Annotated in this window: 16 protein-coding genes; 10 read left to right on the top strand and 6 right to left on the bottom strand. The window is 38.9% G+C overall.

The features are described from left to right. Positions 1 to 542: 542 nt before the first annotated feature. The 5 genes from OVA16_RS12565 to OVA16_RS12545 form a co-directional block, all read right to left on the bottom strand. Positions 543 to 1,082: a sacsin N-terminal ATP-binding-like domain-containing protein gene (locus tag OVA16_RS12565; protein WP_267759871.1), complete on the bottom strand. Its 540-nt coding sequence runs from the start codon at positions 1,080 to 1,082 to the stop codon at positions 543 to 545. A gap of 1,164 nt (positions 1,083 to 2,246) precedes the next feature. Next, a complete protein-coding gene (locus OVA16_RS12560; protein ID WP_267759869.1) occupies positions 2,247 to 3,050 on the bottom strand; it encodes a carboxypeptidase-like regulatory domain-containing protein in 804 nt (267 codons plus the stop codon). A gap of 533 nt (positions 3,051 to 3,583) precedes the next feature. Next, entirely contained in the window at positions 3,584 to 4,618 is a 1,035-nt protein-coding gene (locus tag OVA16_RS12555) for a PorP/SprF family type IX secretion system membrane protein (RefSeq protein ID WP_267759867.1), read from the bottom strand. Next, positions 4,618 to 11,493, bottom strand: coding sequence for a PKD domain-containing protein (locus tag OVA16_RS12550; RefSeq protein WP_267759865.1), 6,876 nt, complete (start codon positions 11,491 to 11,493; stop codon positions 4,618 to 4,620). Before OVA16_RS12550 ends, OVA16_RS12555 begins: the two co-directional genes overlap by 1 nt. Next, positions 11,457 to 12,995 carry a PKD domain-containing protein gene (locus tag OVA16_RS12545; protein WP_267759863.1) on the bottom strand — a complete coding sequence of 513 codons (1,539 nt, stop codon included), beginning with the start codon at positions 12,993 to 12,995 and terminating at the stop codon, positions 11,457 to 11,459. The genes OVA16_RS12550 and OVA16_RS12545 overlap by 37 nt, the downstream gene beginning before the upstream one ends. A 617-nt stretch (positions 12,996 to 13,612) precedes the next feature. Here OVA16_RS12545 and pyrR point away from each other — a divergent pair. The 9 genes from pyrR to OVA16_RS12500 all read left to right on the top strand — a co-directional run bounded on the left by pyrR (position 13,613) and on the right by OVA16_RS12500 (position 24,216). Then, entirely contained in the window at positions 13,613 to 14,173 is a 561-nt protein-coding gene (gene pyrR, locus OVA16_RS12540; RefSeq protein ID WP_267759861.1) for a bifunctional pyr operon transcriptional regulator/uracil phosphoribosyltransferase PyrR, read from the top strand. A 79-nt stretch (positions 14,174 to 14,252) separates the two neighbouring features. Then, complete coding sequence (locus tag OVA16_RS12535; RefSeq protein ID WP_267759859.1) at positions 14,253 to 15,185, top strand: aspartate carbamoyltransferase catalytic subunit; 933 nt, start codon at positions 14,253 to 14,255, stop codon at positions 15,183 to 15,185. 5 nt (positions 15,186 to 15,190) lie between these two features. Beyond that, positions 15,191 to 15,502 (top strand): hypothetical protein, encoded by a 312-nt coding sequence (locus tag OVA16_RS12530; RefSeq protein ID WP_267759857.1) that lies wholly within the window; start codon positions 15,191 to 15,193, stop codon positions 15,500 to 15,502. 509 nt (positions 15,503 to 16,011) lie between these two features. After that, positions 16,012 to 19,029 carry a tetratricopeptide repeat protein gene (locus OVA16_RS12525; RefSeq protein ID WP_267759855.1) on the top strand — a complete coding sequence of 1,006 codons (3,018 nt, stop codon included), beginning with the start codon at positions 16,012 to 16,014 and terminating at the stop codon, positions 19,027 to 19,029. A 10-nt stretch (positions 19,030 to 19,039) separates the two neighbouring features. Further along, positions 19,040 to 20,746, top strand: a complete 1,707-nt coding sequence (locus tag OVA16_RS12520; RefSeq protein ID WP_267759853.1) for a TonB-dependent receptor — start codon at positions 19,040 to 19,042, stop codon at positions 20,744 to 20,746. Between the two features lie 28 nt (positions 20,747 to 20,774). Then, on the top strand, positions 20,775 to 22,280 hold the full coding sequence (locus OVA16_RS12515; protein WP_267759851.1) for an SPOR domain-containing protein: 1,506 nt from the start codon (positions 20,775 to 20,777) through the stop codon (positions 22,278 to 22,280). A gap of 6 nt (positions 22,281 to 22,286) precedes the next feature. Beyond that, positions 22,287 to 22,997, top strand: a complete 711-nt coding sequence (locus OVA16_RS12510; RefSeq protein ID WP_267759849.1) for a MotA/TolQ/ExbB proton channel family protein — start codon at positions 22,287 to 22,289, stop codon at positions 22,995 to 22,997. Continuing rightward, positions 22,997 to 23,398: an ExbD/TolR family protein gene (locus tag OVA16_RS12505; RefSeq protein ID WP_267759847.1), complete on the top strand. Its 402-nt coding sequence runs from the start codon at positions 22,997 to 22,999 to the stop codon at positions 23,396 to 23,398. Before OVA16_RS12510 ends, OVA16_RS12505 begins: the two co-directional genes overlap by 1 nt. A gap of 2 nt (positions 23,399 to 23,400) precedes the next feature. Further along, positions 23,401 to 24,216: an energy transducer TonB gene (locus tag OVA16_RS12500; RefSeq protein WP_267759845.1), complete on the top strand. Its 816-nt coding sequence runs from the start codon at positions 23,401 to 23,403 to the stop codon at positions 24,214 to 24,216. A gap of 36 nt (positions 24,217 to 24,252) precedes the next feature. On the opposite strand, the gene OVA16_RS12495 is transcribed toward OVA16_RS12500, so the two are convergent. Next, positions 24,253 to 24,909: a DUF2927 domain-containing protein gene (locus OVA16_RS12495; protein WP_267759842.1), complete on the bottom strand. Its 657-nt coding sequence runs from the start codon at positions 24,907 to 24,909 to the stop codon at positions 24,253 to 24,255. A 301-nt stretch (positions 24,910 to 25,210) separates the two neighbouring features. Here OVA16_RS12495 and OVA16_RS12490 point away from each other — a divergent pair, with 301 nt between their 5' ends. Then, complete coding sequence (locus OVA16_RS12490) at positions 25,211 to 26,497, top strand: bifunctional folylpolyglutamate synthase/dihydrofolate synthase (protein WP_267759840.1); 1,287 nt, start codon at positions 25,211 to 25,213, stop codon at positions 26,495 to 26,497. Positions 26,498 to 26,538 lie beyond the last annotated feature (41 nt).

Genomic DNA, 26,538 nt, shown 5'->3' with positions numbered 1-26,538 from the left:
AAAAAAAAAACACAAATTTTAGGCCTCGCCTCCAGGAGGCAAGGTTTAAAGGTAGGCCCACCAAAACGGCAATGTACCATTTCTGGCCTTCCGCAGCGCTCTGGGCAAGCCTCAGCAATTAAGCACCAGTAGCGGGGAAGGAATTTAACCCCCTTTTTCGGCTGTTTTTTCAAATGCAATAAAGCAGTCAAAATTTAGGGGTAAAGCCTTGGCAACATAATTAACCAAAAACCAGCCGAAGGCTTTACCCATAGTAAACATTAAAATTAATAGTTATGAAAAAAGTAAATTAGTTTTTGGCCTAGCAGCGCTATGTTTAGCGTTCGGCCTGGTATTTAGTATGAGTGCTTTTAAAGCGAAATCTGCTAAAAATGTGACCATGTACTATCAGTATAATTTGGACCAGGAAACGGGTATTGATGATCCCGGTAATTGGACGCCGATTGATGTACAGGATGTGCCTACCGCTTCCTGTGATGGAGAAGCACTTAGTTGCGTGATCAGTTTCGACACCGAAGACTTCGACGATCTATCCGAGTTGCTTACGGCCTACCCAAGCACGGATGATCTACGAAACAACCAACACGTTGTTGCTGAGAAAAACCCAATTGCTCCTTAATTTTACACGAAGCAAAAAAAAGAGGCTGTCTCAAAAGTAAAATAATACCGTCATTTCGACGATCAAAGGAGTTATCGAACACAACTTTAAAGTCATTACTGATGATCGTAATTTGATCTGCCCAATTTATTATTGAACGAAATCCTAACCCTTTATTACCTATATACCCCGACGAAACTTTAGAAGAAAGACCAGGATAAAATATAGAGTCGTACCCTTTTAATGAAAACGGTTTAGGACCATCATTGCTAATTGTCAGTGAGCATGTTTCTGTATCAAGAGAAATTTCCACAATTGAGGCCCCCTCATCTTCACAATTTTGAAAAAGCTCTAACAACTGCCTGCCATTGTAACCTTGATTGGTTTGTTTTTCAATACTATAGAGACTAATTAACTCCTTTGGGTCTTTTAAAGAAGTCCAACGTTTTTCAATAATGTCTTCAACTTGTAGTTTTGTTATCATTTAGATGGAATATTATTTATAATCCTGCATTACTTTTTATCTACCTTGATAAACGTATGGGGAATTCATTTTATCTGCGATGTTAAACGACTATAACCCCGCTAGAATGTGCATAGGATTTTTTTACGAATTCTTTATAGTGATTTAGATAGGGATGTTCTTCGAGTTCGTTACCGGGCACATTTGAGATGAGCATTTAGATTTAATTGAGCTAGCTAATGTAAGATTATATCAGCAATATAAAAAATCAATGCTCGAAATAAGAGCATTGATTTCAAGGCAACTACATCAGCTTGTGTGGCAACTCTCTGAACAGTGTACACATCCATTAATTTTCTTGTAAGGATGCTTTCTTTTAGCTTCGTCCACCGCAGGTTTACAAATACTGAACGAACCTAAGGAATCATAATTTTGTGAAGGATAATATCTGCAATCATCCTTATGCACTTCATAATCGCCATTTGCCTGTTGGTTTAGGTTTAATCGATAATAAGCCATAAAATTTTATTTAAGTAAAACATCCCTAAAATTCCCTAAAGCCAATTACAATTCCTTACGGTTTCCCGTAAGGTTTAAATTTTAAATGAGACAATGATTGAATTGGCCGCAACCATCACCTAAAAAACACCATTTGTTCGTACGTTCTTCGTATAGTGTTCGTATCAGCTTTGCTAAAGGGGCTGTTTTAGCAAAGAAGTTATGGGCCAAACCCTACGCCATCTACTAGCGTATAAAAGCAAAAGACTCGCCCTGGGACGCTGTTCTGACGGGTAGCGTGGCGAGTACTGTTACATGCAAAGATAGCATTTAATACCATCAAAACTAGCTTACCGAGGTACTAAGGTACTAACACAAGCAACCGAAACGGGAACGCGTTGCTATAATCGCGGTAAATTGTATTGTAATCTCTAAATAGGTGATGTTATTTATATTCAAGACTTTGCCAAATCCCCCTGCGCCGGTTTTGGCCAAAACTCACTGTATTTGGCTGGTTTTGTCTACCCTTGTTCGAGTGTTGTTCGGGTTTTGTTCGAGAAACCTTCGAAAAACAGCCTTTTTACCGAACAATCCCCGAAGGAGGCACGAAGAATTACCTAGAAAATGTAAAGTTTATTGATCATTAAATTAAATGTTTACCTAACTGTTTTTGCAAGGAAACGCCATCTATTTAAACCACCCGCCTACATGATCCAACATGCGCTTGAAGAAGGATGGTCTTTTTAGCTCCTCTGTTTTAACGGCAATGATACCACCAGTGATGACATGTCGGATCTCAACTACGGGTGCAGTGACCGATACTTTTCCTAGAATGATACTGTCGGAAGCTAAACTTATCGTTAGATCTTCGGGTTCTTGTGTTAGCTTCACTTTAACTTGTTGGCTCGAATGTCCCAAATAAGTAATTAATAAAGTTACCTCTTGTTGTGCTAAGCCCTTTACAAAAAGTTTAAATATGCCGTCACTATTGGTAATGGTAGCTTGGTTTAAACCGATTACCTTAATGTTTGCTCCTTCAAGCGCAAGACCATCTTCCAATGATTTCACTGTGCCTTTTAGGAGAAAGCTGCCCTCAGTTGCGATGTCCTTAACTTGAGTATTGATTTTAGCTATAGTACTGCTCAAATGAGTAGTAGTTTGAGCTTTCGCTGCCATTTGCTGGGCATTTGCTTTGGTGCTTACCAACAAGGCCATTACCGATGCCATCGCTATTTTAAAGCTAAATCCAATTTGAGGAGTGTGCAACGCTGGTGGATGGTTTAACCAATGCAGTTGAAAGGTATCGATGCGTCCACAGATAGGCTGTGTGGTATTTTTAAAATAAAGCTGCAGCTGGGCGGTAGTCATTTGCGTAAAATCTATTACTTCGGTGCTGCAATGGCTACAGAATTTACCATTGGCGGTTTGGGCCATTTGTTCCCAAGATTGCCCACAAGGTTTTGGAATATCTACGGGAAAGCTATTCTTCATTTCGTCTCTTTTTTATCAAGATGCTAAGCGTTGCAGTTTTCCATAAAGTTGAAGAAAAATTCGAGTTTCGTTGTTCGTTCGTCGTTGTTCGTTGATTTGTTGATGCGTGGATTTGGCTATTCGGTAATTCGAGTTTCGTTGTTCGTTGTTCGTTGTTTAGTGATTTGATTGCGAGTTATGAGTTAAGTGTTGTGAGTTGGTGGCTTAGTCAATAGGTCGATTGCTTAGCCTAAGCCCTACAGGTGATTTGGTTATTCGTGGATTTGGAGATTTGATTATTGGATATTCGTGGATTTGGGGATTTGATAGCGTGGTGTAAAATTACTCATAGCCCTTGGGTTTTAACCAAGGGCTTATTTGATGCGAACCTCTCCCTACCGAAGCAAATTCGGCACAGGCCTAGCTAACCCTACCGAAATGTCGGGATAGATAATCCTTAAAAATGAGAGGGACAATTTTATTTTATTGATTGAAAGCATTTGAGGCTAATCTGAGCTAGCAATTAAAGCTTCTTTTGTTTCTCCTTTGAACAATTAATAAAACTTATAACAACGATTAAAATTATTACTACGATCTCGAAGATATCTAGCCTCTGCCCTTCCCGGTATTTCAGTTTCAAAAACCAAGGCGCCCTCAGTTGTTCCGCCAGTGCTGGTATAATTCAATTTTGATGTAGTAGCATCATGGCTAACACCTAACCTAAATTTACTGGTCTTATCTCCTTTTTTAAATAGATCTAAGATTACAGAAAGTACGATAGCATCATGCTGCTTACCATCTCCCCTGTACCAAAACCCTAAATTGATGGCATTGGTTTTATATTGAAACCCAGCGCTAACGGAATTGATCTTATCCTGCCTGTAAACCACTAAAGAGGGTATGATAGCTGGCAGATCTTCTCCGTAGCGATCTAAACTAATTAAATAGCTGGTATGGAAACCATATCTCATGGGTAATTTAGCGACCTGTCCGGTAAACGATTCATTAGGTTGATTGATGTGCTGTGCAGATGTACCTAGCATAAAATTACCTGCCACAAGATTAATACCAGCGCCACCATCAAAAAAACTGCGGTTATTATTGGTAAAAATGGAAGCTGAGGAGGCTCCACCTGTGATGATCCCCCTATCGTCTATTTGATCTGCGAAGAGCAATTTATTTTCATCAATACGACGATTGATGATACCTGCCTGTAACCCGAAAGAAAGTCTGCTATAATCGTTAAGTTCTACATTATAAGACAGTATAGCGGCCAAATTTAGCTTGGCAAGATAAGCTGTACCCTCTGTTGATTTATTGGCGATCAGGCCAATACCGCCACCAAAAACAGGTAATTGATAATCTACAGAAAAGGTATAACTTTCTAGCGCACCCTGTATTTTGGTCCACTGCGAACGATAAATCATATTGAAACGGATATCGCCTTCAAACTCGCCACTTAACGCTGGATTTAGGTAACCTGGCGCATTATAAAATTGCGAATAAATAATATCCTGCGACTTTACAGTGATGATTTGCACACTTAAAAATATGCTTATGATTAAATATTTTAGATAGCCCCTACTCATTACCTGATCAAATGAATTACCCCTGTTTTACTTTCGGCCTTATTCCCAAACTTCATCCCTTTCCATACCCCTCCGTTAATGTAAGTAGCCTCAGCTTGCCAATAATAGGCTCCTAATGGCAATAGCTTACCGCTACTCATGCCATCCCAATGTTCTGTTGGTGCACCGTCCTGATCTAACTTATTGGTTTGCCAAATCAATTGCCCCCACTTGTTAAAAATTTTAAGATGATAGGTAGCCAAACCACCTGCTTTTACTTTAAACACCTTTAAATCGTTATTTAAATTTTCTGGTTCAAAAGCATTGGGTATATATAGATAGCCCGGAAAATCTATGATGGTAACTTCATCTTCTATTGTATTTACACAATTAGCCCTGTTGATGATATGAAGCTTCACTTTATAAGTGCCAAATCTATCATACTTATGCGCAATGTCTTTCCTATCGGAAGTAGAACCATCGCCAAACTCCCACCTGTAGCTAATGATATCATCAGTACTAGTTGCTTTAAACGTGAAAGTGTAATCGGGCACTTTAATGATTTTGTTTGGTGTAATTTCAATGTTCGCTTGCGGTGGAGGAAATACGTTGATGGCTTGTGTAGAGATCGTTTCGTCTGTACAGCCGAAAGCATTACTTGCTATCAGTTTTACCGTATACGCAGTACTGGCAAAAACATACTGATGTTCGGGATTTTCCTCTCTAGAGAAATTACCATCTCCAAAATCCCAATAATAACTGGTTGCATTTACTGATGTATTTCTAAATCTAACTCTTAATTGATTACAACCATTGCTTACATCGGTTAAAAATGCGGCTCTTGGTGCATTCGCTACCTTTACTTCTTTAGTATAGATAGCTGAGCAGAAACCATTACTAGCCGTTAATTTCAGTTGGTAAATACCTGGTATACCGTAACTATGCACAGGATTATTTCCTATATAAACTGGTGTTCCATCGCCGTAATCCCAAGTGTAGGTAGTTGCGCCAATACTATTGTTTGTGATCTGCACATCTAAAATCCCATTACAGCTTACATCATTCGCTAAACTAAATTCTGCCTTTAAATACGGATGTGTGGCTACTTCTAAAACTTGTTCGTTCTGGGTACAACCATACCTATTTTTAACGATCAGCTTAAGCATATATCGTCTGTCAAAATCTGTTAAAATAATGTTTTCTGGATTTCTTTCTTCAGACACCAAGTTTCCATCTACGTACCATTCGAAAGTATCTGAATAGGCAGATTGATTATTGATATTCAATTTGAAAGGAACACATTCTTTAACCTGTGCTACGCTGAAAATTGCTTTAGGGAATGGATTAAACTGCAACACCTTTTCTTCGCTAGTGCTACAGCCAACCAGGTTACTAGCTTCTAATTTTATCCTAAATTGATACGGTAGTGATGCGCCATTAGGTACTACAAAGTTATGGGTTAAATCTCGCTGATTGGATACGAGCACTCCATTTACCAACCATTTATAAGTTACTACATCAGTGCCACCATAAGTAGTTTGATTGCTAAAACTAGCATTACCTGAAGTGCCGCATATTTCGGTAACAGAAGGATTAAAAGCTGCTATTGGACTTTCGCTTATTCTAACCACTTGCGAGCTTGTACTGGCACAACCCTGTGCGTTGTAAGCTTTCGCAGTAATGGTATAATCGCCTGCCCGAACATAGGTATGATTAACGTTTTTTCCAGTAGCACTATTACCATCTCCGAAATCCCATTCTACATTAACTACATTACTTCCAGTTGCAGTAGCTTGTAAGGCAAAGGGGCCACAATTTAGTGTACCTGCATTGGTGGTAAAAGTAGCGTTAGGTGCAGCAAGTACATTAACTGTCTTGCTAATGATAGCTGTACAAGAGCCACCATTTGGATAAACTTGCGTAGCTCTTAAAGTAATGGTTTTTGTACCTGGTGTAGCGTAGCGATGTTTAGGATTAACCTCCGTGCTGGTAGTGCCATCTCCAAAATCCCACGAAGAGGTAAATTGAGCACCAGATAAATTACTGAAAGTAAATTCGCTACCTACGCAATCTTGCGGTTTATCTATACTAAAATTAGCCACAACCTGTGGGTAAACCGTTATTTCTTCGCTAGTGCTTACAGTTGAACAGCCATTAGTGGCGGTTAACGTTACCGTGTAAGTGCCCGCAGTGCTGTAGGTGTGACTTAAATTTTCATTTACCGCCCTTGTTTGACGGGTAGGCGAACCATCACCAAAATCCCAAGTATAGAGATTAGCTCCTGTAGATTGGTTAGCAGCAGTAAAATTAACAACGAATGGTGCACAACCAAAAGTTTGCGTTGCATCTAAAACTAATTTTGAGAATACGGTTTGCGGCTGTACCTTAATTTCATAAGGCCTCGAAATTGACTCACCACACTCGTTACGTGTAGTAATGGTAATATAAAATATTTTCGGCTGGTTAGTGTCGTTTTGATAAGTATGTCTAATATCTCTTGTATCATTATAGGTCTCTATCGTGGAACCATCTCCAAAATCGACAGTATAAGTACTAACTAAAGCCCTTGAATTTAAATTTGAAATAACCAAATTGAAAGGTGCACAGCCATTGGTAGCAGATAAACCAAAATTGGCTGTAGTTTGCGGATTAACCTTAACTACTAAAGGAATTTTATTTCCAGTAGTACATCCGTTAATGCTCATTTCGTATTCATAAAGCACGTCAATTGGGTTTACCCTAGTGTTGATGAGTGTCTCGCTAATACTTCCTGCTGCATCTACACCTGTACCACTTGCCGCTGCATTACTGATACCCGTAATTGCAGCTCTAGTCCATTTAAAGGTTACCCCTGTAGTAGAACTGGTAGGTGTGTATACGAAAGTTTTACCACTACAGATTTCTGTAGCCGCCGCATTGCTGGTAAATATTGGCGATGGATAAACTTCGATTTCGTAAGTGGACGCTGGGCCTTCGCAACCGTAGGCAAGAGGTTTAACAATATAAGTAATCTTTTGTACCTGTGTGCTAGTATTTATTAAAGTTTGAACTGGAATATTACCATTCCCACTGGCAGTAAATCCAGTTAGCTCGCTCGAAGTGGCAGTGGCCGTCCAACTAAAGGTAGCATTGGCTACATTACTTTGCCATACCACGGCTGTATTTCTTCCGCCAGAACATACACTTTGAGCTAAATTGGTATTGGTTAATCGTGCAACAGGATTAACGGTTACTCGATATGTGGCAATATTACCTGCACAGGCATTGGCATCATCAGTTTTAGCTACAGCAGTGTAAATAATGGTTAAAGGCACGTTGGCATTATTCAACAAGGTTTCAGTTGGAATAGTGGTAGTACCTGATAAGGTATTTACTCCTGTAATTCCAACAGGCACATTTGCCGTCCATGTGATTTGCGCATTAGGTGTACTGCTGCTTAACGTCACAGCTGGACTTGTTTGCCCAGCACATACACTAAGGTCACCACCGGAAAAATTAACTACAGGTGAAGGATTTACTGTGATTTCAATTGTTAATGCATCGCCATTACAAGCTACCAGCGCATTTTCAAAGGTTGGCACTACGGTATAAGCTATTGTTTGTGGAATCGTCGACGTATTAATCAGGTTTTGATTAATACTAGCACCATTGCCACTGTTTGCACCAGTTATGTTTGGATTGGCACTGAAAGACCATGCGTACCTTGTACCTACTACATTGCTACTTAAGCTGATGTTGGTGCTTTGGTTGCTACAAATCGTTTTACTGGTTTCGCTAGCAGTAAGTGTAGGTATTGGATTTACAGTAATACAATATTCGGTTTCAACACCTTCGCAACTAGCAGCCCCCAGTGTGGTAGCTTTAGCTTTGTAAACTATTGTAATTGGAGCATTAGTGGTGTTCACTAAGGTTTGTGCAGGGATCTGGTTGCTACCATTGGTTGCAAGTCCAACTATACCCGCTACAGATTGAGCTGTCCAAGTAAAATCTACGTCGGAAGTAGTATTTGTCAAATTTACCACTGCACTAATCGTGTTACTACAGATAGTTTGGTTAGGTAGTGAAAAATCTACCCTAGCAGCTGGATTTACGGTAATTCGATAACTTTTGGGCGTGCCCTCGCAAGTTCTACCTGCATAAGTATATAATGGCACTACTGTCATTTCTGAGGTAATAGGATTGCTACTGTTGTTTATTGTAGTAAAGGAGGGTATCGCTGTCCCCTCTCCATTAGTTAGACCAATAGCCACATCTGATGACCAGCGATACTTTACCGTAGCGCCAACAACAGGAGCTGCATCTGAAGTTAAGGCTACCGCTGGGGCAGTTTGACCTGTACACAAAGTTTGGTCATTTAAAGTGGAGGTAACACTAATTGTTGGTAATATGGTAAAGGTAAATGCTTTAGGAGTTGCCTCGCAAGTTAAAGGAGCTTCCGTATAAATAGCTTTGTAAGAAATGTTAGCCACCAAAGGTGCCTTTGTAGCATTATTTGCTGTAAAGGAAGGTAGTGAGCCTGTTCCACTAGCACTTAAGCCAATCGCTGGATTATCATTTTCCCATGCGAAACTAACGTTAGCACTGCTTAAATCTGTGGTAAACGCTATACTATTTTGCGTTGCCTGATTACACAATACCGCGTTCTGCACTTGCGCTAAATTAAATTGAGGAATAACCCTAATAGTTACAACATTAGAGATTGCATTGCAAGAACCACTATTTACCCTACGTCTAAAAAAAGTGGTTTGCGTAAGCGTGCCCGGTTGGTAATCTGCTGCTATAGCACCAACAATATTACTGAAACCGCTTGTCGCCGAAACGGTAGAAGCTTCCCATTGGTAGGTAAAGCTCCCACTCCCTCCTGTAGGTACTTGCCCAATTAATTGAGTAGGAGCTGAATTATAACAGATGGTTTGGTTAGCATCGATATCGGTATTTGTCAAAGTACCTTGCACCGTAATGGTAATGTGATTAGAAGTCGATTGACAACTACCGCTACTTACTACACGACGGTAGTAGGTAGTTGCGGCTAATGCACTTGGTTGGTAGTTTCTACTAGTAGCACCAATAATGGGGTCGAAATTAAGGTTATCTGTAGAAGATTCCCATTGGTAGCTATACGTTCCAGAACCACCAGTAGGGAGTAGCCCTGTTAATTGGCTTGGTATGCCATTTAAGCAAATGGTCTGACTTGCACTAACTATATTGTTGTTAATAGTTGGGTTAATTCTTACCGAAATGGCAGTATAGTTACTTTCACATCCATTAACACTTTGAGTAACGTAATAAGTTAAAGTTGTAGCCGATGAGGTAGCAGGTGTTGGTGCGCCTGCCAATAGATTTGCGCTATTCAATGGTAATGCCGAGTACCATTTTAAGTCCGTACCTGTTGCCGTTAATATGGGGGCAACATCATTTAAACAGTAGGTATAATTTGTAGTAGCTAAAGGTTCAGCCGGCTTAGCCGATATTTCAATTTTAGTAGGCGAAGAATAGCGCATAATACAGCTACCACTTTTTACGACTGCCCTATAATGGGTAGTAGCTGTTAAATTGTTGTAGTTTAAAGTTGGTGTTTGATTAAGTGGGCTAACGGTAGACCAAGTACTGCCATTTGTAGATTGTTCCCAACGTAAAATAGTACCTACATGGCCAGTTAAGGTAACCGTACCAGCGGTAGAAGTACCGCAATAAGTTGTTGCTCCACTAGTTGTGCCAGCTACGGTTTCAGGGGCTACCGTAATGGTCATGGTGTCCTCAGAATTACCGCAGGGAGCAAAACCTTGCACCGTCCATTTCAACACATAAGTACCACCATTCACTAAGCCGCTCACGGTGGCGTCGGCTCTTGTAGCATCATCAAAAGTAAGCGTTGTAATGCCGCTTACTACAGACCATACGCCGCCAGTAGGTGCGGGAGTTGCACTTAAGCGAGTACTCGTGACATTACATTCTGTTAGATTAGCTCCCGCATTTGCAGCCGCCACAGCTGGGTTAACGGTAATGGTAAAAGTTTTGGCTTCGCCTGTACAACTGGCAGCCCCAGTAGATCTAGGTGTAACCGTGATGGTAGCGGTAATAGGCGTTGTGCCTGTATTTCGTGCCGTAAAAGTGGGTAAATTACCACTACCTGATGCCGCATTTAAACCAATGGTAGTGTTACTGTTTGTCCAAGCGTAAGAGGCTGTGCTACTTGTACTGGTACTAAAGGCTGTTGCCGGAACCGAAGTACCGCTACATACCACAATATCTGTGATTGTATTTAGAACTGGTTTTTCATTGATGGTAATATTTCTGGTGTAGACAGTTGACGAACCACATTCGTTACTTACTTTAAGTCTAATCTGATAATTTCCCTTTGTTGGATAAACAATGTTTGTTGGGCTTGGTAAAGTGGAACTCGCTGTACTAGCTCCCGGAAACTCCCATTCGTAACTAACAGGATCGGCACCCCAGCAATTCTTAACCGTTGCTGTAGGATTTATACTTGCACCTTCACAAATAGCTGTAGGTATAGTGGTACTAATTGCAGCAGTAGGCGGAGCTTTAATGGTGATAGTTTGAGGAAGCGAAGTTACCGAGCAACCTGTACCACTGGCATTACTCGTGGTTAAGGTTAAGCTATATACCCCAGGTTGTGTTAAATTAAATGCTGGGCTTTCTAAGGCGGAAGTTTGCGTCGTAAAAGAGCCAAAATTATCACAATCTGAAATGCTACTACCTGCTCTTGTTAGTCGCCAAGTATACGTATTGCTACCACAATTTGGCAAAGGCGAATTAGATATGTTGGCAGGTCGCAATACGTAAGGTGCACATGTTGCAGTTGTAGGCAAAGTAAAACTGGCTATTGGTTTTGGGTTTACGCAGATTTCTTCCTCGTAGAATCTTCTCCACAACCTACAATATTTGCTTCGCCTCTTATTCTAATCTTAACTTTATACTTCCCAGCCTTGTTAAATTTTATCGATAGTGGTGATGTGCCTGTAATCCAAGAATTAGCAGAAACAACTTCTCCAGTGCTACCACTCAAAATTGTGTAGTCAGAGGTATTTGCACTCTCTATGCTCCATACAAATTTACCCGACGTACAACCAGTTGGTTTTGCTGTTTTAGCAGTACCGGTATTAGTGAATGTGATGGTTTCTTCCTCACAAATGATACTACTCTTGTTTTTGCTAAAGCCAGCTTTGGGCTTATCATTAACGAAAATATTTCCAATTGCGCCAGTAGATGAATTACAAGGATTTTCGGCAATAAAAGTAGCACCGAATGAGTTGTTGATGTTCTGCCCACCAATATTAAAATTGAAGCCACATGAACTTTCGTCAAATGTTTTATCAAAAGTTCTTTGACTGTCAGTAAGGGGTTCTACCAACTTAATTTCAGGTGTATTATCGTTAAACTTTATCCTGTAAATTGTTCCCGGTGGATTTTTCTTTGTTTCTTCGCTTAATTTAAAAGTTAAGCGACCACCGCTACAGATGTCCGTATATTGATCCCTATCTAAATTACCCGCAGGGCGCTGCCCTACAAATACCGTAAAATCCTCTTGATTTACACAACCATTTTGACCCGTTGTGATTATTCTCATTGTTTTAATACCAACGGGATAGGTATGCTTTATTGAAGTGAAAGTATTAGAAACATAGTGCGGCGTTCCATCTCCCCATATTATTCTATAAGAAGCATTAGTAGTTTTGGTAGTAGAAACGTTATCTATTTCAAATTCGGAGTCAGTATCAGAACATATATATATTGTATTCTTACCATCAAAGACCGTTGACTGAAAATTCCCGGAGATTGAAATATCAGGCAACTGCTTAACACTAATGGTTTGCTCATTAGACGTTACCCTTTGGCAAGCATTATTTGTTACCGTAAGCTTAACTTTAAATTCTTGGGTAATATTGCCAAAATCGGCCTTAAAAGTATGCGTTGGATTTTGCTCCGTACTGGTTTGTCCATCGCCAAATTCCCACAAATAGCTCTCGCCATTAGTAGAAGTATTGGCAAAAGTAACCATCTCTGTACCGCAAGCATTATTTGTAGCGTTATGAGTAAAACTAGCAGTTGGTACATTAAAATCTAGTGTAATCTCGTTGCTTATTCCACCGTCTTTTACAATTCTATAAGTTCCAGATACAGTTGGTGTAAAGGTATCAGCACTTACCCCTGTATTAATTCCATCTTTTTGCCATTCGTAAGAACCTGCTTCTGAAGTGTAAAGTTCTACAACATTGCCCGTTAGACACCTTTTAGCAATTACTAAAGCTCTAGTATTCCTTATCGATTTTGTGACAACGGCCAACTTACTGTCAACCCGTAATTTTTCCGCAAAAGCAACTCCCACTAAAAGCAGAAAAATTGCTAGCAAAAGAGAGAGACGTTTATTATTCATTTTTGTTTGGTCAACAAATATACGATCTTTCGAAGAAATAAGCTTTTGGGTTTATGCAAACAACATCTCTATTGATAACAAAATAGCTCATTCATAAATTTCAATGAAACATCTCCCAAAATTCCTTAACATCAATGACAATTCACTACGGTTTCCCGTAAATTCAAAATATGAGCACGTTTTAGCAATCTCAGAACTGGTGTAAAGCTAAATACAGAAATTAAACTTAACGTAGAAACAACGGTAAGCCTAGATGCCCAAAATGACAAATGCGGCAAAAAACAACAAAAGCAGAACCATAGTCACAAATAGGCCACGGCAGTGCTTAAACAACACCTATCTTCTAATATCTAACTTCAAAAAAGCACACAGCAAGCGCTTAAACCAACCGCTCTTAGCCCAAACAATATAGTTGCTAATGGCTTCCATAAATTAGCAAGCAGTTATTGCATTTGAGCAGAACCATAGCGCTAGCCTATACTTTTTTATAAAAATGAACAGGATAGTTAATTGATTTCCAAATCCATAACCAAACTTCTACACAAACCTTACTAATTTTACTGACCTTAGCGTACTAAGGTCCAACTTTTTCTCTATATTTGTGCAATCCAAGTGCAATGCAAAAGAGAACTCTACTCAGCGGCCAAAAACTCCAAATCACAATTAAGCGACTTTGTCATCAGCTAATTGAGAACCATACTGATTTTAACAATACAGTTTTAATTGGCATACAGCCAAGGGGAACTTTCTTTGCCGATCGGGTTCATCAAGAGCTATCGGAAATTTTAAAAACCGATACCATTAAAAAAGGTCATTTAGACATTACTTTTTTTAGAGATGATTTTAGACGTAAAGACGGTTTGGTTACGGCAAGCAGCAATACCATTGATTTTATTATTGAAGGCAAGCAAGTTATTTTAATTGATGACGTGCTTTGGACTGGCCGTACCATACGTGCAGCTATGGATGCACTTTTAGCCTATGGCAGACCAGAAAGCGTAGAGTTGATGACTTTAATTGACCGTAGATTTTCGAGACATTTACCTATTGAAGCTAACTACATTGGCCTACAGGTGAACTCGGTAGATTCGCAGAAAGTTAAGGTAAGCTGGAAAGAAAACGAAGGCGAAGACAAAGTAATTTTATTATCAGAACCTTCCTCGCCAAAGAAACAATAATCAAATAAATGATTTTTGTGCAAGGTTAAGCGCTATCTGAAAATTGAAAACTATATAAAAAACAGATCATAACAGTAAAATGGCAGCAGACAAATTATCAACCCGACATCTTTTAGGCATTAAAGACATTACCCTGAATGATATTGAATTGATTTTCGAAACTGCTGATAATTTTAAGGAAGTAATTAACCGCCCTATTAAAAAGGTACCTTCTTTAAGAGATATTACCATCGCGAACATCTTCTTCGAAAACTCTACTCGTACCAAACTATCATTTGAGCTAGCAGAGAAAAGGCTTTCGGCAGATGTTGTTAATTTTGCAGCTTCCTCCTCATCGGTAAGTAAAGGCGAAACTTTAATTGATACCGTGAACAACATTTTAGCGATGAAAGTTGACATGGTAGTAATGCGCCACCCTTATGCAGGTGCAGGCCAGTTTTTAAGTAGGCACATTAATGCACAAATTGTAAACGCTGGCGATGGCGCACACGAACACCCCACACAGGCGCTGTTAGATGCTTTCTCTATCCGTGAGAAACTGGGCGATGTAGCTGGTAAAAAAGTAGTAATTGTGGGCGATATTTTGCACTCTCGTGTAGCCATATCTAACATCCTTTGCTTACAAAAACTAGGTGCAGAGGTAATGGTTTGTGGTCCTACCACGCTAATTCCAAAACACATTGCTGCGCTTGGTGTAAAAGTAGAACATAATTTAATTAAAGCACTGAACTGGTGTGATGTAGCTAACATGCTGCGTATCCAGCTAGAGCGCATGGATATCAAATACTTCCCTACCGGAAGAGAATACTCGATGATGTATGGATTGGATAAGCAAATTCTTGATAATTTAGATAAAGAAATTGTGGTAATGCACCCAGGCCCAATTAACCGTGGGGTAGAGATTACCAGCGATGTAGCCGACAATAAACAATCTATCATCTTAAACCAGGTAGAGAATGGAGTAGCGGTTAGGATGGCGGTGCTTTATCTTTTGGCCAGCCAGAACGATTAGTAACCATGACCAATAGGCAACAGCAGTTTGTAGATTTCTGGTCAGAAAAACGAAAAACCTGGAGCTGGAAAAAACACACTTACCAAACTTTTTTGTACGTGGCACTACCTATAGCTATTTTAATAGACTTAGTGAACTATTTTATTATTGGAGATACCACTTACCTCTTTTTCAGTTTTGCGCATTTATTTAACTTCTTATTAAACCTCTTTATGTTTGCAGTAGTGCTAGTATTAGCTACGGGTATTATAAATTGGAACTATAACGAAGGCAAGTATTGGCGCATTCTTAGAAAGCAAAACAATAACCTACGCTAACAATTATTTATGGCGCTTGCCGAATTTGGATAAGCGAGAAAGATCGTCCTTAGCCTAATTTAAGGTAATCTAACTCAAGTTAGTAATCTGGGTTCGATAATTAAAATGTAATGGGGTGGCAAACGATTTTTAACCATCCCGCCTTTCAGACACCCCTCCAAAGGAGGAGAATATAGGTTACAATTCCGCTCTTTCAGAGTGGTTGTCGAAGCCTCGGTTGTTGTAGGGAGAAAAATACACCTCGCCCGCAGGTTAGTAAAAACCCAGCTCACTTTAAGCAACGTTACCATATTTGCACCCTTTGCGCAAAACTTTTATCAACCTTATACCAAGCTCATATCCATTTCGTTAAATGTCTGTTATCAACAGATGTTAATTTTTTATGTTGATAGCTAATTACATAAATTCTATTTTAGTACCAACCCAACTTAAACCCAATACAAAGCATTGTGTTAACGAGTAGGATTTTAATAAAAAGTTGCAAAAGCTAATAAAAGCGCATACACAAAATGAAGAAAAGATATTTATTGGTTCCCCTATTTATCGCCAGCGGATACGGATTTGGCTACGCACAAATTAGTCCATTGGTAAAGCTGAACCAAAACTACCAAAGTGGCCTAGAGCTACTTCAGAATGAAAAATACGTTGCGGCTGCACAACAATTTAAAATAGTGGAGCAGTTTAGAAACAAGCCTAGCACACAACCACAAAGCAATGCAGAACTCACTACCATTAAAGAAAATGCTAAGTTTTATGCTGCCGTTTGTGCCATAGAGCTGGGCAATGATGATGCCGAAACCCTTTTCCAAGAATTTATTAGGGAATATCCTTTAAACCCAAATACCAAGTTGGCCTATTTTTACATGGGCAAGGCTTATTTTGGGCAAAAAAACTACGAAAAAGCGCTAGAATGGTTTAACCAGGCCGATCCTAATTCGCTTTCGGGCAAACAACGCTTAGAATACCAGTTTAAACAAGGCTACGCTTACTTTGAAACCGGTAATATAGAAAAAGCCGAGCCGCTGTTTGAAGCCGTAAAAAAGGAAGAATCACAATTTAAAGAAAGTGCTACCTACTACTTTGCCTATATCAATTACCTAAATAAGGAATACAAAACTGCCTTAGCTAATTTCGAGAAATTAAAAGGCTCTGCTACTTACGAAGCCAGTTATCCGTATTACATTACTTCTATGTATTACTTAGATGAGCGTTACGATGATGTAATTGACTATGCCATTCCGGTAATGGAAAAAACCAAACAAAAGTACGAAGCAGAAATGTTGAGTTTGGTAGCCGCCTCTTATTTTGCCAAATCGGAATTTAAAAATGCAGAAAAATACTTTGCGGCTTATTATGCAAAAGACAATAACCAAGTTAAAAACAACCTTTTTGTTTACCAATATGGTTATGCTTTATTTCAAAATGGCAAATACAAAGAGTCTGTTAATGTACTCGAAAAACTAAATACCGACGACATTTACCTGCAAAATGGTATGTTTACTTTAGGTAAATCTGCATTAAAGCTAAATGCAAAAGAAAAAGCTAGAAACGCTTTTTTCAGAGCTTCACGACTAGAGTTCGATAAGAACATGCAGGAAGAAGCCTGGATCAATTACGCTAAATTAAGCTACGAGCTAGAGTTTAACCAACAAGCTTTAGAAGCTACACAGAACTTCCTTAAAACTTTCCCCAACTCTAAAAAAATTAACGAGGCGAAAACTTTGTTAGGCGAAATCTTGTTGACCAGCAAAAACTATCAAGCGGCTATTGATATTTTAGAGCCTATCCCCAACAAAACGCCAGAAGCTAAAGCGGCCTATCAAAAAGTAACTTATTTCCGCGGATTAGAATTTTACAACGAAAGGGCTTTCCCGAATGCGCTATCTATGTTTTTAAGATCTGCTAATTTTGCAGAAGACAGCGAAATTCTTGCCTTGAGCGTTTATTGGAGAGCCGAAACCGCTTACGAACTACGCAAATATGGCGAGGCGGTAAGTACCTTCGAAAAGTTTTTGGCAATGGAAGAAGCCAAGAAAACAGAGGTATTTAATTTTGCCAACTATGCACTGGGTTATGCCGCTTTCGAAGACGAAAAATACGCCAAAGCAGCCAACTATTTCGAACGCTTTTTAAGAGGAGCTGATAAAGATGCAAAAACTGTAACCGATGCTACTTTACGCTTGGCAGACTCTTACTTTGTAAACAAAAACTACGGGGAGGCATTAACTTATTATAACCGAATTATTGCAGGCAAGCAAACCGGCGAAGACTATGCACTTTTCCAACGCGGTATGATCCAAGGTTTACAAAAACAAGAGGATGCCAAAATTGCTACCATGCAAAGTTTGCTTACACAATTCCCTAATTCTAATTACTCTGACGATGCTGGTTTTGAAATGGCCTACACCTATTTTAATAAAGGAGAGTTAGAAAAATCGAAAATAGATTTGGTAGGCTTGGTAGAGAAATATCCAAGAAGCAGCTACATACCTAAAGCTTTATTAACCATTGGCCTGGTACAATACAACCAAGACCAAGACGATATGGCTTTAGAGTCTTTCAAGAAAGTAATTAGAGATTACCCGAGCGCACCAGATGCGAAACAGGCACTAGAATCTATTAAGAATATTTACGTAGACCGTGGCGATGCTACTGGTTTTATTGCTTATGCAGCAACTACGCCGCTGGGCAATTACTCTATGAGCGAGCAAGACAACATCATGTTCCAGTCGGCCAATAACATTTACCTACGTGGCGATGCTAAAGGCGCTTACGAAGCCATTAATGCCTATTTAGATAAATTTCCAAAACCAATTCACGATAAGGAAGCTAAATTTATTAGAGCAGAATCCTTGGTAAAATTAGGTCGCTCGGCAGAAGCCATTGCAGATTATGACTACATTTTAAACGACTGGACCAGCGATTATACAGAGCGTTCGTTAATGAGCGTATCTAAAGTATTAATGCAGGAGAAAAAATACAATGAAGCCATTGTTTATTTAAAAAGGTTAGAAACTACTGCAGATTACAAAGCACACCACAGTTATGCCATCAATAATTTAATTAAGGCATACAATGAGTTGAACATGCCAGATGATATGCTGAAGTATGCCGAAATCATCAAAACATCAGACAAGGCATCAGAAGAAGAGAAAAACAGCTCTGATTTGTATGCGGGCAAAGCTTTCTTATTAAAAGCAGATACCACATCGGCGGTTAAAGCTTTTAACAATGTGGTTGCAAAAACAAAAACATTGGCCGCAGCAGAAGCTAAATACAACTTGGCCTTTTTACAATATGCCAAAGGCGATTATAAAACATCGCAAAAAACTTGCTTTGATTTAATTAACAATATGCCATCTTACGATTATTGGGTAGCCAAATCTTTCATCCTTTTAGCCGATAACTACTTGGCTTTAAAAGATAAGATGCAAGCAAAAAGCACCTTGTTAAGTATCATCGATAACTACGAAGGTAAAGATGATATTGTACCTACGGCAAAAGAAAAATTGGCAAAAATCAACTAGAAAACACAAAATGAACTTTAATAAAACAACATATTTAACGCTTGCCTTAATTTTCGGCGCAACTGGTTTGCATGCGCAAGATGTAAAACCTCCAGAAAAGACTGAAAAAACGGTTAGCGAAGAAATCGAAATTATAAGACCTTACAAACCTGTATTGGCCGAAGCGGTAAAGTTGAGAAGAAGTCCGGATTTGGATAACATTAAAACTTACAAAGCTAAATTCAACTATCAATTAACAGATAGAAAACTAGCGTTGAATACCGATATCCAAAAGCTACAAGCACAAAAAGTAGCTGATGAGCGTGAAGCCGAACTATTAAACAACTATGCTAAAGGTGGTTTTGGGAACTTGGGTACCTTTCTTGCCGAAGCATACGTAGGTATGGGCAAAGACCCTGCACTGCAAACAGGTGTGTTCTTTAGGCATTTTGGCCAATCTGGCAAGCTGAACAAACAAGACGAAAACCGCCAACAGTTAAGTGCCTTTGTACGCAGCATTGGAGAAAGTGCCACCCTAAACGGCAAGCTAAATTACCAACGCCATGGCCTATATTTTTACGGAATAAACGATGCTGATCCAAGTTTAAATCCAAATCCAGAAAAACAAGCTTTCAATTTCTTTGAACTAGAAGGCGAAGCAATTAGTAAGTTTACCGCTGACCCAGACGCATTAAGTTATGCGGCAAAAGTTAACGCCTATATGTTTAATGATAGGTTTAGCGCCAAAGAAAGTTCATTTACTTTAAATGGCTACTTAAATAAACGCATCAGTAGTTTCAATTTAGGTTTGGCGGCATCGGCAGAGTTTGGCAAAACCAAAGACTTAAACACTGATGTTTCTAATAATTTGTTACGTGTTAATCCGTACATCAAATTGCAAGCAGGTGGTGTAAAAATAGTTGCAGGTGCTAACATTACACAAGAATTTGGCACTAAATCTGCCACTAGGATTTTCCCTGCCATTACTGCAGATTTTACCTTGATCCCAGATTTCTTACAGTTATTTGGAGAGGTTAAGGGAGATGTAAACCGTAACACTTTTAAAGACTTAACTGACGAAAATCCTTTCTTGAACCAAAACATCCTGATTAAAAATAGCATAGAAAAACTAAGTTTTAGTGCTGGTATTAAGGGCACTGGCGGGCCAGGTTTTGGCTACAAAGCAAAGGTTTACAGTAGAGAAATTACCGATATGCCGCTGTTCGTAAATAATTTCGATTCGTTTAATAAATTTGATGTAATCTATGATTTCGGCAAGACAAAAATATTGGGCCTAGAAGGAGAACTATCGGTACAAGTTAGCGACAACCTAAAATGGACCGGTAAACTAAATATGGAAGATTACAAAGCAGGTACCGAGAAAGAAAGCTACTTTAAACCGCAATTACGTTTATCATCAAACTTTACATTTGTGTACAATAAGAAACTCACATTTGATGCTGCCGTTATGATGCAAGACGATAGCAGAGCCAAAGTTTTTACAGCAAACCCTTTAAATCCTGATGGCACTTATCCTCCAGTACCAGATTTTAATAACGAAAGCATCGTAACCGTTAAAGGCTTTGTAGATTTAGGTTTGGGTGCCAACTATAAAATCAACAACAAATTTTCGGCTTTTGTTAAAACAAACAACTTGCTAAACAATAACTACAGCAGATTTTTATACTATCGTTTAAATGGAATCAATATCTTTGGCGGCTTAACCTATTCGTTTTAAAAGGTTAAACTTATACTTATTTTACTAAATGGATATATTACAATACCTTATAGCACTTTTAAAAACCCGTAAACAAATAGGAATTGAAGGCTTAGGTACTTTATATAAAAAGAAAACACCAGGAAGGTACGATGCAGAAACCCATTCGTTTTTGCCACCTAGCTATGCTTTAGAGTTTACTACGGCACAGTTAGAAAACACAGCACTTTCCGAATATATCCAAAATAAAAGAGGTATCTCAGCAGATTCTGCTCAATATTTCATTAACCAGTTTGTTGCAGAAGTACAGCAATCTTTAGCAAATGGAGCTTATGAACTGGCCAATCTAGGAACGCTGCAAAAAGCTGATGGCCACCTGACTTTTACGCCGAGCCAAGACATTAATACAGGTTTCGATTTTTTTGCTTTACCCCCAGTAACTGCTGCAATAAGCCCTGCAAGCAATGAGGAACCAGAAGAATTTTCGAAACCTGAGACCGTAGCTGAGCAACCTCAGATAGAGCAAGTGCAGGTTCCAGAATTTGAGCAAGAAATAAATAAACTTGAATTTACAGACAAAACAAGTACTAGCAAAGAAAGCGAGAACGTAGATATTGTAGAAGAACAGACTGTAACAGAACAACTTGAAAGCCTCAACGCAGCAAACCAAGATACCGCTAGCCTAGCTGAAACCGAACAAGAGCCTACAGCACCCGAAACTTTTGAAGAAGTTAGGTCGGTTGACACCAACAATGAAGTAGAGCAAGAAGACGATCAAGATACTTGGGATTTTGAAAAAGATAATGTAATTTCTGAAGAAGACCTTAATACAGAAGAAACATTTGTTGAAAATGAGGCTGGTGCAGCTATTACTTTTACAAAAGAAGAAAAACCAGAAGATTTCAAATTAAATTCTACTACACAAGAATGGAATTTCGATACCATTGAGCGTAAAGCCAAACAGGAAGAAAATGTGCTTATTGAAGATTTTGATAGCGAAGAGCTTGAAGAACAAGCAGTAGCAGAAAAAACCAAAATGCCTTTTTATCAAAAGCTATTACTAGGTTTACTTATGGTGGCTGTAGCTTTGGTTATTCTTTATTTTGTGAGGCCAGCTATTTTTGAAAACTTTAAAAGAGACAACACCAACCCGAACGAAAAAATAGCCGTACCTATTGAAAGAAGCAATTTAAAAAGCCAAACAGATTCTCTTTCTTTTGCAGATAGCATTATGAAAAGTGCTGAAAAAGTAGGGCTAGAGGTAGAAAAAGCAAAAGATACGCTAAAGGTTACCACCACAAAAACAGCAGCGCCCACTACCTATACCTACGATGTGATTATTGCTTCTTTTGCTACAGAAAAAAAAGCAAGCGACTATGTTTCGCGTATGCGTAAAAAAGGGTTCGATGCGAAAATATCTACCATGCATGGCAAACGCAAAAATATAAGCATTGCAACCTACAACCATATAGATTCGGCACAAAAATACGTTATCAAATTTCGTAAGCAATTTAATAACAAAGATATCTATGCTCAACCCATTAAAAACAAATAACACACAATGATACTATTACAGGCTAATTTACAAGACACAGTGCAAAATTTAGCAGATACAGCACAAACTGTAACTACTGCTGCCGTTAAAACACAAGAGCAAATTCACTTTATAGACCTACTTTTTAGAGGTGGCTGGGTAATGATTCCGCTGGCATTATTAGCGTTTTTAGCCTTGGTTATTTTTATCGAAAGGTATTTAACTGTGCGTAAAGCTTCTAAAGACGATACCAATCTCTTGTTTCAAATTAGACAGAACATTAAAGATGGCCGATTGGAAAATGCCATCGCTTTGTGTAAAAACACACCTTCTCCTTTGGCTCGTATGTTAGAGAAGGGCTTAAAACGTATTGGCCGCCCTATTAAAGATATTGAAGGTGCTATAGAAAACACCGGAAAACTGGAAGTAGCCAAATTAGAAAAGAACATTGGCATTTTGGGCATCATTGCGGGTATTGCGCCCATGTTGGGTTTCGTAGGTACCATCATTGGTGTAATTACCATTTTTCAGCGTGTAGCTGCCGAAGGTGCTATTGAAATTGGCACCATTTCTGACGGTCTTTATACCAAAATGATTACTTCTGCAACAGGGTTGATTATTGGGATTATGGCCTACGTACTTTACCACATCTTAAACATGATGGTAGAGAAAATCATCCTTAAAATGGAAACCGAAGCAATTGAGTTTATCGATCTTTTAGAAGAACCAGGCAAATAATGAATTTAAAGAACAGAAAAAAAGGTCATGTAGAGGTGCACACAGCTGCCTTAAACGACATCATGTTTTTCTTGATGCTGTTTTTTCTATTGGCCTCAGCTGTGGTAAACCCACAGGTGGTAAAGTTGTTGTTGCCCCGCTCCTCTTCTGGTCAGCAGGCCAACAACCAAAAATCTATTACGGTAAGTATTGATGAAAACCTAAATTATTTCGTTGATAAGAAACCTGTTTCGCTAGAAGCGATGGAATCACAAATACAAAGTCAGATACAACAAGACACCGACTTAACCATTGTATTGTATGTGGCCAGAGGGGTATCTATAGAAAATACCATGAAAGTATTTGATGTGGCTAACAAATTGAAATTGAAAGTTGTTCTTGCAGTAGAACAGAAAAAGTAAACATGGCACATAACCATAAAGAAGAAAATAATTATCCAAAAGCTTTGGCCATTTCTACAGGGCTAATGGGGGCTTTTATTGCCCTTAGCTTTTTATGGATAATTGGCAAATTCGAACCTAACGAAGAGTTGGGCATGGGCGGCATGGTGGTAAACTACGGCACATCGGTAGAAGGAATGGGCACAGATTACACCAGTATGGAAGAACCATCAATGGATCCTAGTGCTAATGGCAAAAAGCCAGACCAAATTACGCCAGACCCTACCACGAAAAGCACCCAATCGCAACTGAGTGATCAAAACTTGACCACACAGGATAACGAAGAGGCAGTAAGTGTAAACACCAAAGCGGTTAAAAGTAATGCCAATCCTAGTGCTACGCAAGATAATAAAGTAGAACAGCCTGCAATTAATCCCAATGCACTTTACAAAGGCAAAAAGAACAATGCCACTGGTGGCGGCGATGGTACTGGCTCAACACCTGGCAACCAAGGCGATGTTGATGGCGATCCGCTAACTCCTTTTTACGGTGATGGTGGTTCTGGTTTTGGCAACAAACCATTGCCCTTGAGTAATTTCAAAAATTTGGTAATACCAGAAGACGATGGACAAGAGCGTGGAACCATTATGGTTAAAATTGAAGTGAATAAATCTGGTAGAATTGTGAGAGCAACTGCTGGAGCTAGAGGAAGCACCTTTAAAAACAATGCGCTAGAAGATAAATGCGAAAGAGCGATGCTCAACGCATCTTTAAATGCTATCAGTAAAGGACCAGATATTCGTATTTTCTATGTTCCTTTTAAATTTATAGTAAAATAAGCTTAAAAAGTCACTCATGAAAAGAGGAAGTTGAACCTATTGTAAAAGCGGGTCAACTTCCTCTTTTGTCATTCCGGGCTTGATGTTTTCGTGATAAAAAGCTTTAATGATTGCTGCATCAAAATCGTCAATTTTAAGCTTACCATTGTTTGCGCTATAAAACATACTCTTAGGGGCGGTTTCGCTTTTCTTAAAAAAACCAAAGCCCGTAACCATACCTTTTTTAACCACGTAACGCACATCGGCCTTGCTGGGATACTTAGCAATCACAAACAAGCGTTCTAGCCTATAAATCTCACTTTTCTTATTGGCCTTAAAGGCAAAACCGCCAAAACTATTGACATATTTCTTCACATTGTCAGACAACTGCGCAAGCACATCCGCATCTGCACTCAATGCAATAATAAAATTTACCTCGTCATCGTCATCAGATTTTTTGATATCTAAATTGGTTAGTTTTGCCAACTGTCTAAAAGTGGTATCTATTTCATCTAAGATATATTTGCTGTCATTTCCAATAACCTTGTACCGTATAGGCACTACCCACTTGTGTATTTTCTCGTACTCGCCAACCCTAAAACGATGGTAAGCAATTTCATCGAAAGCAATTTTTTCTTTCTCAGTTAATTTTTGCGCAAATGCGGCAACAGCCGAGATAAGAAATAATAAAATTGAGCAGTATATTTTCTTCATTAATGCGTATTTAGATATTTTACTAAATTAAAATAAAGATCGTATTCAACGATAGCTATTTACCTAAGTTCGATTAATATTTATCTTTCTACAACACCCCGGTCTTAGGCCACCTCTCTGAAAGAGGGGAATTTCGACCTACATTCCCCTCCTTTGGAGGGGTGCCTAAAAGGCGGGGCAGTTAAGACTGTTTTTAATCAACTTGCAATAACACTTTAATTACCTAATTATAAACTTATTATGTAAATCTTATTTTTCACATTGCGCTAAGAAATACAATCTCCTATCTTTGACTTCAGTTATGAATTACAGCCAAACGGTAGATTATCTTTACAGTCGCTTGCCTATGTTTACAAGAGTTGGCGCAGCGGCATTTAAAAAAGATTTAGACAATACAATAACACTTTGTAATGCCCTAGATAATCCGCAGAACAAATATAAAACCATACATATTGGGGGCACCAACGGTAAAGGTTCTACCTCGCACATGTTGGCTGCCATTTTACAAAAAGCAGGTTATAAAACAGGCTTGTACACTTCGCCACATCTTAAAGATTTTAGAGAACGTATTCGTGTAAACGGCAAAATGGTATCCAAAGGCTTTGTAACCAACTTTGTAAAAACGCAAAAATTGCTCATTGAGCAAATAGAGCCCTCTTTTTTTGAAGTTACCGTTGGCATGGCTTTCTCCTATTTTGAGCAAGAAAAAGTAGACGTTGCTGTAATTGAGGTTGGTTTGGGCGGCAGATTAGATTCTACCAATATCATTAGTCCAGATCTTTCGGTTATTACCAACATCAGCTTAGATCACACCAATATGCTAGGCAATACTTTTGGAGAAATTGCTTTCGAGAAAGCAGGAATTATCAAACCGAACATACTTGCAGTAATTGGCGAACGCCATCCCGAAACCGATCCAGTCTTTATCAAAAAAGCGAAAGAACAAAATGCACCCTTAATTTTTGCAGAAGATACTTTGAAAGTAACCAACATCTCAAAGCAATCAACTACGCTAAAATTAGACGTTGTTCAACAAAATCAAGCCTTATTAAAGGCACTACACCTAGATTTAACCGGAACTTATCAGCTTAAGAATATAGTTACCGTAATAGAGGCTGTACAGGAGTTACGTAAAATAGGCTATCACATTGCAGACGAAGCCATTTACCAGGCATTAAAAAACGTAAAAAAACTGACTGGTTTACAAGGCAGATGGCAAACATTGGCTAAAAATCCGTTGGTAATTTGCGATACGGGACACAATAAAGCCGGTATTAGCGAAGTGGTTCAAAACATCGACCAAACTCCACACGAAAACTTACACTTGGTAATTGGCATGGTAAAAGACAAAGACATTAGTGCGGTTTTGGCATTGCTTCCAAAAAATGCTACCTACTATTTTTGCCAGCCACAGTTAGAACGAGCTTTGCCAGTAAACGAATTAGCAGAACAAGCCACTAATTATCAACTTAAAGGGAAAAAATTTAATACCGTAGCCGAGGCATTAGCGGCAGCAAAAACTAATGCCAATGCTAAAGATCTCATTTTTGTGGGTGGTAGTACCTTTGTAGTGGCCGAAATTATATAGAAACTTTACAATATCTCCTCGTTATCTTAGCTTCCATTTGA

Origin of the sequence: Pedobacter sp. SL55 (genome assembly GCF_026625705.1) — a bacterium.
Classification (GTDB): Bacteria; Bacteroidota; Bacteroidia; order Sphingobacteriales; family Sphingobacteriaceae; genus Pedobacter.
The sequence above is the reverse complement of the archived record's forward strand: the minus strand, read 5'-3'. Positions and strand labels throughout refer to the sequence as shown.

What these genes read in the sequence shown, in the direction of transcription:
- OVA16_RS12565 (WP_267759871.1), bottom strand. Translation starts at nt 1,082, where the DNA reads ATGATAACAAAACTACAAGTTGAAGACATTATTGAAAAACGTTGGACT.
- OVA16_RS12560 (WP_267759869.1), bottom strand. Translation starts at nt 3,050, where the DNA reads ATGAAGAATAGCTTTCCCGTAGATATTCCAAAACCTTGTGGGCAATCT.
- OVA16_RS12555 (WP_267759867.1), bottom strand. Translation starts at nt 4,618, where the DNA reads ATGAGTAGGGGCTATCTAAAATATTTAATCATAAGCATATTTTTAAGT.
- OVA16_RS12545 (WP_267759863.1), bottom strand. Translation starts at nt 12,995, where the DNA reads ATGAATAATAAACGTCTCTCTCTTTTGCTAGCAATTTTTCTGCTTTTA.
- pyrR (WP_267759861.1), top strand. Translation starts at nt 13,613, where the DNA reads ATGCAAAAGAGAACTCTACTCAGCGGCCAAAAACTCCAAATCACAATT.
- OVA16_RS12535 (WP_267759859.1), top strand. Translation starts at nt 14,253, where the DNA reads ATGGCAGCAGACAAATTATCAACCCGACATCTTTTAGGCATTAAAGAC.
- OVA16_RS12530 (WP_267759857.1), top strand. Translation starts at nt 15,191, where the DNA reads ATGACCAATAGGCAACAGCAGTTTGTAGATTTCTGGTCAGAAAAACGA.
- OVA16_RS12525 (WP_267759855.1), top strand. Translation starts at nt 16,012, where the DNA reads ATGAAGAAAAGATATTTATTGGTTCCCCTATTTATCGCCAGCGGATAC.
- OVA16_RS12520 (WP_267759853.1), top strand. Translation starts at nt 19,040, where the DNA reads ATGAACTTTAATAAAACAACATATTTAACGCTTGCCTTAATTTTCGGC.
- OVA16_RS12515 (WP_267759851.1), top strand. Translation starts at nt 20,775, where the DNA reads ATGGATATATTACAATACCTTATAGCACTTTTAAAAACCCGTAAACAA.
- OVA16_RS12510 (WP_267759849.1), top strand. Translation starts at nt 22,287, where the DNA reads ATGATACTATTACAGGCTAATTTACAAGACACAGTGCAAAATTTAGCA.
- OVA16_RS12505 (WP_267759847.1), top strand. Translation starts at nt 22,997, where the DNA reads ATGAATTTAAAGAACAGAAAAAAAGGTCATGTAGAGGTGCACACAGCT.
- OVA16_RS12500 (WP_267759845.1), top strand. Translation starts at nt 23,401, where the DNA reads ATGGCACATAACCATAAAGAAGAAAATAATTATCCAAAAGCTTTGGCC.
- OVA16_RS12495 (WP_267759842.1), bottom strand. Translation starts at nt 24,909, where the DNA reads ATGAAGAAAATATACTGCTCAATTTTATTATTTCTTATCTCGGCTGTT.
- OVA16_RS12490 (WP_267759840.1), top strand. Translation starts at nt 25,211, where the DNA reads ATGAATTACAGCCAAACGGTAGATTATCTTTACAGTCGCTTGCCTATG.